Here is a 6,459-nt window from a genome sequence, read left to right as displayed (position 1 = left end):
CTGACTTGGGACCGGGGAAAAGAACTCTCTGCTCATGCGCTGCTGACAAGCGAGACTGGACTGCCCGTCTATTTCGCCGACGCGAAGAGTCCCTGGCAGCGTGGCTCCAACGAACACCTCAATGGTCTCCTGCGGCAGTACTTCCCGAAAGGCACAGACCTCTCCAGATGGAACGCCGATGAGATCGCAGCCATCGCCACGGCCCTGAACAATAGGCCTCGCGGCATACTGGGGTGGCGCACCCCAGCTGAGGCCTTCGCCGATCAACTACGCTCAGTGCAACAACAGACTGTTGCGACGATCGGTTGAATACGGCCAATTCCGGTCGAAGAAGTTCCTCCGCGCCCTTCAGGACCACCGCCTGGTCGGGTCCATGGGGCGGGTGGGCGCCGCTGGCGATAACGCAGCCATCGAGAGCTTCTTCTCGCTGCTGCAGAACAACGTCCTCGACACTGGCCCCTGGCGCACCCGCCAACAGCTGCGACAAGCAATCGTGACCTGGATCGAGGCCACCTACCACCGAAGGAGGAAACAGAAAGAACTCGGCAGACTGACCCCAGTCGCGTTCGAACAGACCCTACTGTCCCAGGCCGTGGGACTAGCAGCCTGAACAACAAACCCCACCTGTCACCCCGATTTGCATCAGCCCCCCTTGGCCCCGCCGTTCGCGCCGTGCTTGGCCAGATGCAGCCGCCGGTCGATCAGCCCGGCCAGGTCGATCCGCTGGGCGAGTACCGCCGCGGGAAGCAGCCCGGCGTTCGGCACGATGTTGTGCTCATCGAAGCTCGTGGAGACCCGGCTGAGGTCGTGAGATGCTCGCACCCGTCAGATGCCCTCTCGGTCTGGTCGATCGTGTCCGTCGCAAGACACATCCTCCCAGGTCAGAGGGCATCTGATCTTCCACACGCGCCGCCAGACCACGCAGCGGTGGATCCGGGCTTATAGACTCGTGGCATGTTGCGTTCTGGAAGCTGGGCCAGGCCGGCGGGTGTGAGTCCCGTCTGGGTAGGTACTGGAGCGCCCAGTAGCAGGTCCCAGTCCGTTGGAGAGATCTGGCGGGCCGAGCGGGATGTCGAAAGCCTCTGTGGAGGGAGCAAGCGCGCGGGCCGTCCGGTCGGTCGCCGTCACGACGGCGGGACCCGCCCGGTGGGCGAGGGACCGGCAGGTTCTCCTCGACCGCATGGAGGCGTGGACCACGCGCCGCTCGACCGGAGCGGCCATGGCCGCGCTCGTGACCCTCGCCCTCCTGCTCAGCCTGACCCTTCCCGGGCAGTGACCCCCAGAAAGGACCGACGATGACGCACACCGTCTCCGAGCCGCCCCAGCCCGACCGGGCCGTGGACGACGACGCTCGGGCTGCGGTGGGCACCGCCCACGCGCGCCCGGTCGACGCCGTGCTCGCTGAGCTGGGCGTGACGGATGCCGGCCTCTCCGGGCCCGAGGCCGCCGAGCGGCTCGACCGGTACGGGCCGAACCGGCTGCCCGAGGCCGAGCCGGACCCGGCCTGGCTGAGGCTCGCACGGCACTTCAACGACGTCCTCATCTACGTGCTGCTCGCCGCCGCCGTGCTCAAGGCCGTGCTGGGCGAGTGGGTCGACATGGCGGTCATCCTCGCGGTGGCGGTCATCAACGCCGTCATCGGCTTCGTCCAGGAGGGGCGGGCGCAGCGCGCCCTCGAGGGCCTGCGGACCATGCTGTCGCTCACGGCGCACGTCCGGCGGGACGGCCGGTGGTCGGAGGTCGAGGCGGACACGCTCGTGCCCGGCGACGTGGTGCGACTCAAGTCGGGGGACCGCGTTCCGGCGGACCTCCGGGTCGTCGCGGCCACCGAGCTGCGCACCGAGGAGTCCGGCCTGACGGGCGAGTCCGAGCCGGTGAACAAGCAGACGGAGCCCGTCGACGAGGACGCCGGCATCGGCGACCGCTTCTGCGTCGCGTACTCCGGCAGCCTCGTGGTCAGCGGGCGCGGGACCGGCGTCGTCGTCGCCACCGGGCCGCAGACGGAGATCGGCCGCATCAGCTCGATGATCGACTCCGTCGAGCAGCTGCAGACGCCGCTGGAGAGGAAGATCCACCGGTTCAGCGTGCTGCTGTCCAAGATCATCCTGGGCGTGGCCGTGCTCATGATGGTCTTCGGCGGGACCGTCCACGACTACCCGATCGCCCTGCTGCTGACGGCAGCGGTCGCGTTCGCCGTCGCGGCGATCCCCGAGGGCCTGCCCGCCGTCGTGACCATCACCCTCGCGCGGGGCGTCCAGCACATGGCCGGGCGCAACGCCATCACCCGGCGCCTGACGTCCGTGGAGACCCTCGGCTCGGTGACCGTGATCTGCTCGGACAAGACCGGCACCCTCACCAAGAACGAGATGACGGTGCAGGACGTCGTCACGCCCGCGCGGGCCTACGAGGTGGAGGGCCTCGGCTACGAGCCGTCCGGCCGGGTGACCGCCGAGGGGCGGGACGCGACGCTGGACGCCGACGCCGACCTGCGCGCGCTCGTCACCGCGATGGCCGTCGCCAACGACTCGACGCTGGCGGAGCAGGAGGGCCGGTGGAGCGTCGTCGGCGAGCCCACCGAGGGCGCCCTGCTCGCCCTGGCCGCGAAGGTCGGGTTCGACGCGGACGGCCACGAGCGGCTGGCCGCCGTGCCCTTCGAGTCGGAGCACAAGCTCATGGCGACGCTCGACCGGACCCCTGAGGGGCACGTCGTCGTCCACGTCAAGGGCGCGCCCGACCGCGTCATGGACCGCTGCGCCACCGAGCTCGGCCCCGACGGGCAGCCCCACGCCCTCGACCGCGCCGCGTGGGACGCCCGCGTCGAGGAGCTCGGCGCCCGCGGGCTGCGGGTCCTCGCCGCCGCCCGCCGGACGGCCGAGCAGGGTGCGAACGAGAGCGGGGACCAGACCCTCACCCTCGGCGACCTGGACGGCGACCTGGTGCTGCTCGGGGTCGTCGGCATCCTGGACCCGCCCCGTCCCGAGGCGATCGACGCGGTCGCCGAGGCCAAGGAGGCCGGCATCCGCGTAAAGATGATCACCGGCGACCACACCGGGACGGCAACCGCCATCGGTCGCCAGATGGGCATCATCGACACCTCGACGGACACCGCCGACGAGGCGATCACCGGCCGGGAGCTCGACGCCGCGAGCGACGAGGACCTCCGCGGGATCGTCCGCCGGTACGACACGTTCGCCCGGGTCAGCCCCGAGCACAAGCTCCGTCTCGTCCAGGCCCTGCAGGCGAACGGCGAGGTCGTCGCCATGACCGGGGACGGCGTCAACGACGCCCCGGCGCTGCGCCGGGCCGACGTCGGCGTCGCCATGGGGATCAAGGGCACGGAGGCCACCAAGGAGGCGGCCGAGATCGTCCTGGCCGACGACAACTTCGCCACCATCGAGAAGGCTGTGGAGGAGGGACGCCGGACGTTCGACAACATCCAGAAGTCGATCGTCTTCCTGCTGCCGACGAACGGGGCGCAGTCGCTGGTGCTGCTCACCGCCGTCATGCTCGGCCTGGCCCTCCCCCTCGCGCCGGTGCAGATCCTCTGGGTGAACCTCATCGCCGGGGTGACGCTGTCGCTCGCACTCGCCTTCGAGCCGGCCGAGCCGGACGTCATGCGCCGGCCCCCGCGGATCCCCGGCGGGGCGATCGTCGACAAGGCCGCGCTGGCCCAGATCGCCCTCGCGTCCCTCCTGATCGGTGGCGCGACCTGGGCGATGTACTACCTGGCCCGTGGGCAGGGCATCGCCGAGGCCCAGGCGCAGACGCTCGCGGTGACGACGCTGGCCATGGGCCAGATGGGGTACCTGTTCAACTGCCGCAACCTGCGCGGGTCGAGCCTGCGGCTGGGGCAGTGGTTCTCGAACAAGGTGGTGTGGCTCTCGGTGGCGGCGCTCCTCGCCCTCCAGGCGCTGTTCGTCTACGCGCCCGTCATGAACACGCTGTTCGGCTCCGCGCCGCTGCCCGCGTCCTACTGGGGGCTGACCCTCGGTATCGCGGTGGGGGTCTTCCTGGTGGTCGAGGTGGCGAAGGCGGCCCTGCGGCGGGTCTTCCCGCCCACCCTGACGGCGTCCTGAGCAAGGCGGGGCCCGCGCGCACGAGGGGCCCCCGGCCACGCCGGGAGCCCCTCGTGCTGGATCGGATCAGCGACGCACGGTGATCTGCGTCGCCCGGTCCACCCCGTCACCGAGGTCGACCCGCAGGACGTAGACGCCCTCGCCCCAGCCCTTCGTGCTCAGGTTGTAGACGTACTGGCCCGAGGACACCCGGAACTGGTTGCCCGAGTCCGCCGCCGAGGTGGAGAGCACCGTGAGGCTCTCCTCCCCGCCTGCCGCGCCGACCTTCGCCACGGACAGGGTCGCCGGCGCTCCGGTGGCCCCGGCGCTCGCGCCCGTGAGCGAGAACTTCACCGGGATGGTGGACCCGGACTTGAAGGCCGCCCTGCCGTCGACGGAGATCGGCGCCGCCAGGCCCGACCACGCCACCTGGACGGTGACGGTGAACGACCTCTGCGCGGTGTTGCCCGACGCGTCGGTGGCGGTGCACGTCACGGTCGTGGTGCCGAGCGGGACGACCGCACCCGAGGCGACGCTGCACGCGACCAGGGGGTCCGGGTCGGCCAGGTCCGTCGCGGAGACCGCGTAGTACACGGCCGCGCCGGCCGCGGACGTCGCGGTCACCGTCAGGCTGCCCGGCACGGACAACGTGGGCGCCGTGGTGTCGACCACCGTGATGCCCCCGTGGCGGGTGACCGCCCGGTTGCCGGCGGCGTCCACGGCCTCGCACTCGACCTCGGAGGCCCCCAGGGGGAACACGCTCCCCGGGGCCGGCGTGCAGGTCACGGGGACCGTCCCGTCGACGAGGTCGACGGCCGTGGCGGTGTACGCAACCGCGGCACCGTCCGGCGAGGTGGCCTCGACCGTCACCGGTGTGACGGTGACGACCGGGGCGGTCGTGTCCACGACCGTCACCTCGAACGAGCGGGACACGCGGTTGCCCCGCGAGTCCTCGGCGCTGCAGCTCACCTCCGTGGCACCGAGGGGGAACATCGAGCCCGAGGCCGGTGCGCACACGACCGGCACGTCCTCGTCGACCAGGTCGAACCCGGTCGCCTCGAACGCGACCACGGCCCCCGCGGCTCCGGTCGCCTGGGGCTGGTGCAATGGGGAGTGACAGTTGATCTGGCCCGCTGACTGTGGGCCTGGAAGGATAGTCACTATGCCTAAGCCGTATCCGAAAGAGTTCCGCGAGGACGTCGTCGGTGTGGCCCAGAACCGGGATGAGCACACCACTATGGGTCAAGTCGCTAAGGACTTCGGTCTGCACGAAGACACCTTGCGCAAATGGCTGCGCCAAGCAGATCTCGATGCTGGTAATCCCACCGGCCGTGCACCTGGTCCCACTACTGATGAGAAGTCTGAGCTGCGTGAACTGCGCCGCCGTAACCGCACCCTGGAGCAAGAGCTGGAGGTGATGCGTCGGGCTGCTGCCTACTTCGGTCAAGCCCAGCTCCCGTCAAAATGAAATACCCGCTCGTCAGCGATCTGGCCGCTTCAGGTATCCCTGTGGCGGTGACGTGCCGGGTCTTAGAGATCGCACGCCAGCCCTACTACCGATGGCTGGCCCCCCCCATCCCCGAGGCCGAACTTGTGGAGGCCTACCGCCTCAACGCGCTGATCGATGCCCACCACGATGACCCGGAGTTCGGGTACCGCTACCTGGCCGATGAGGCCGCCGATGCCGGGGTGCCGATGGCAACCAGGACCGCCTGGCGGCTGTGCAGCACCCAGGGGTTGTCCTCCTCGATCTCAACACGGAAAAAGGGCAACGGAACCCGCCCGGGCCCACCGGTCCATGACGATCTGGTCCAGCGCCAGTTCAGCAGCGTCACCGAGGTCAATACCGTGTGGTTCACCGACATCACCGAGCACCACACCAGCCAGGGCAAGCTCTACTGCTGCGCGATCAAGGATGCCTGCTCCCGCCGGATCGTCGGCTACGCCATCGATGCCCGGATGAAAGCCTCCTTGGCGGTGCGGGCGCTGACCAACGCGGTAGCCAACCGACACCGCGCCGGCGCTGAGGTGGCCGGGTGCGTGGTACATAGCGATCGCGGTAGCCAAGCCGTATTCAACTGGTCGTCGCAACACCTACTTCATGGAGGTGTTCGGTGGGAATCAGAGAGAAGCAGAAGAGGGTCCAGGCCTACCGAGGTCAGATTGTTTCCCCAGGGCGACCGACTGTGGCGTGGCGAGAAGATCGAGTGCGGTTCTGGGAAGCTATCGCGGCCGGCGCGAAGACTCGAGAAGCCGGAGAAGCGGCGGGGGTTTCAGAGCCGGTAGCTCACCGCTGGTTCAAGCATGCTGGTGGAGTGAATCCACGACTGGCACCCATCATCTCGGGGCGATATCTCTCCTCGGCTGAGCGGGAGGACATCGCGCTATGGCGAGCCCAACAGGT

General features: G+C 69.5%; 5 protein-coding genes and 3 pseudogenes. 6 read left to right on the top strand and 2 right to left on the bottom strand.

Annotation, left to right across the window (positions count from 1 at the left end; translation table 11 throughout):
- Both BCL67_RS14910 and BCL67_RS14905 read left to right on the top strand, forming a co-directional pair.
- Positions 1-309: IS30 family transposase (locus BCL67_RS14910; RefSeq protein ID WP_146131215.1), on the top strand; the 309-nt coding region annotated here is incomplete at its 5' end.
- Between the two features lie 7 nt (positions 310-316).
- A pseudogene (locus BCL67_RS14905) lies at positions 317-610 on the top strand (integrase core domain-containing protein); the annotation flags it as partial.
- A 32-nt stretch (positions 611-642) separates the two neighbouring features.
- Here the strand turns inward: BCL67_RS14905 and BCL67_RS14900 are convergent.
- The gene (locus tag BCL67_RS14900; protein WP_106124187.1) at positions 643-822 is read right to left on the bottom strand and encodes a hypothetical protein; all 180 of its coding nucleotides are present in this window, start codon (positions 820-822) and stop codon (positions 643-645) included.
- Between the two features lie 473 nt (positions 823-1,295).
- Here BCL67_RS14900 and BCL67_RS14890 point away from each other — a divergent pair, with 473 nt between their 5' ends.
- A complete protein-coding gene (locus BCL67_RS14890; protein WP_106124185.1) occupies positions 1,296-4,076 on the top strand; it encodes a cation-translocating P-type ATPase in 2,781 nt (926 codons plus the stop codon).
- Between the two features lie 66 nt (positions 4,077-4,142).
- Here BCL67_RS14890 and BCL67_RS14885 read toward each other — a convergent pair whose 3' ends face one another.
- Positions 4,143-5,216 (bottom strand): HYR domain-containing protein, encoded by a 1,074-nt coding sequence (locus tag BCL67_RS14885; protein WP_146131214.1) that lies wholly within the window; start codon positions 5,214-5,216, stop codon positions 4,143-4,145.
- Between the two features lies 1 nt (position 5,217).
- Here BCL67_RS14885 and BCL67_RS15695 point away from each other — a divergent pair, with 1 nt between their 5' ends.
- From BCL67_RS15695 to BCL67_RS15890, 3 genes and pseudogenes are all read left to right on the top strand, one after another.
- Positions 5,218-5,523: a transposase gene (locus tag BCL67_RS15695; RefSeq protein WP_219886551.1), complete on the top strand. Its 306-nt coding sequence runs from the start codon at positions 5,218-5,220 to the stop codon at positions 5,521-5,523.
- Positions 5,520-6,125 (top strand): annotated as a pseudogene (locus BCL67_RS15940) (DDE-type integrase/transposase/recombinase); the annotation flags it as partial. The gene BCL67_RS15695 and the pseudogene BCL67_RS15940, both read left to right, overlap by 4 nt.
- Before the next feature lie 44 nt (positions 6,126-6,169).
- Positions 6,170-6,459: pseudogene (locus BCL67_RS15890) on the top strand (IS30 family transposase); the annotation flags it as partial.

The organism is Nesterenkonia sandarakina (assembly GCF_003003175.1).
Lineage (GTDB): Bacteria > Actinomycetota > Actinomycetes > Actinomycetales > Micrococcaceae > Nesterenkonia > Nesterenkonia sandarakina_A.
Note: the sequence above shows the minus strand (reverse complement) of the source record. Positions and strands in the feature narration are given on the sequence as shown.

Coding starts and splice junctions, on each gene's coding strand:
- BCL67_RS15695 (WP_219886551.1), top strand. CDS start 5,218: ATGCCTAAGCCGTATCCGAAAGAGTTCCGCGAGGACGTCGTCGGTGTG.
- BCL67_RS14890 (WP_106124185.1), top strand. CDS start 1,296: ATGACGCACACCGTCTCCGAGCCGCCCCAGCCCGACCGGGCCGTGGAC.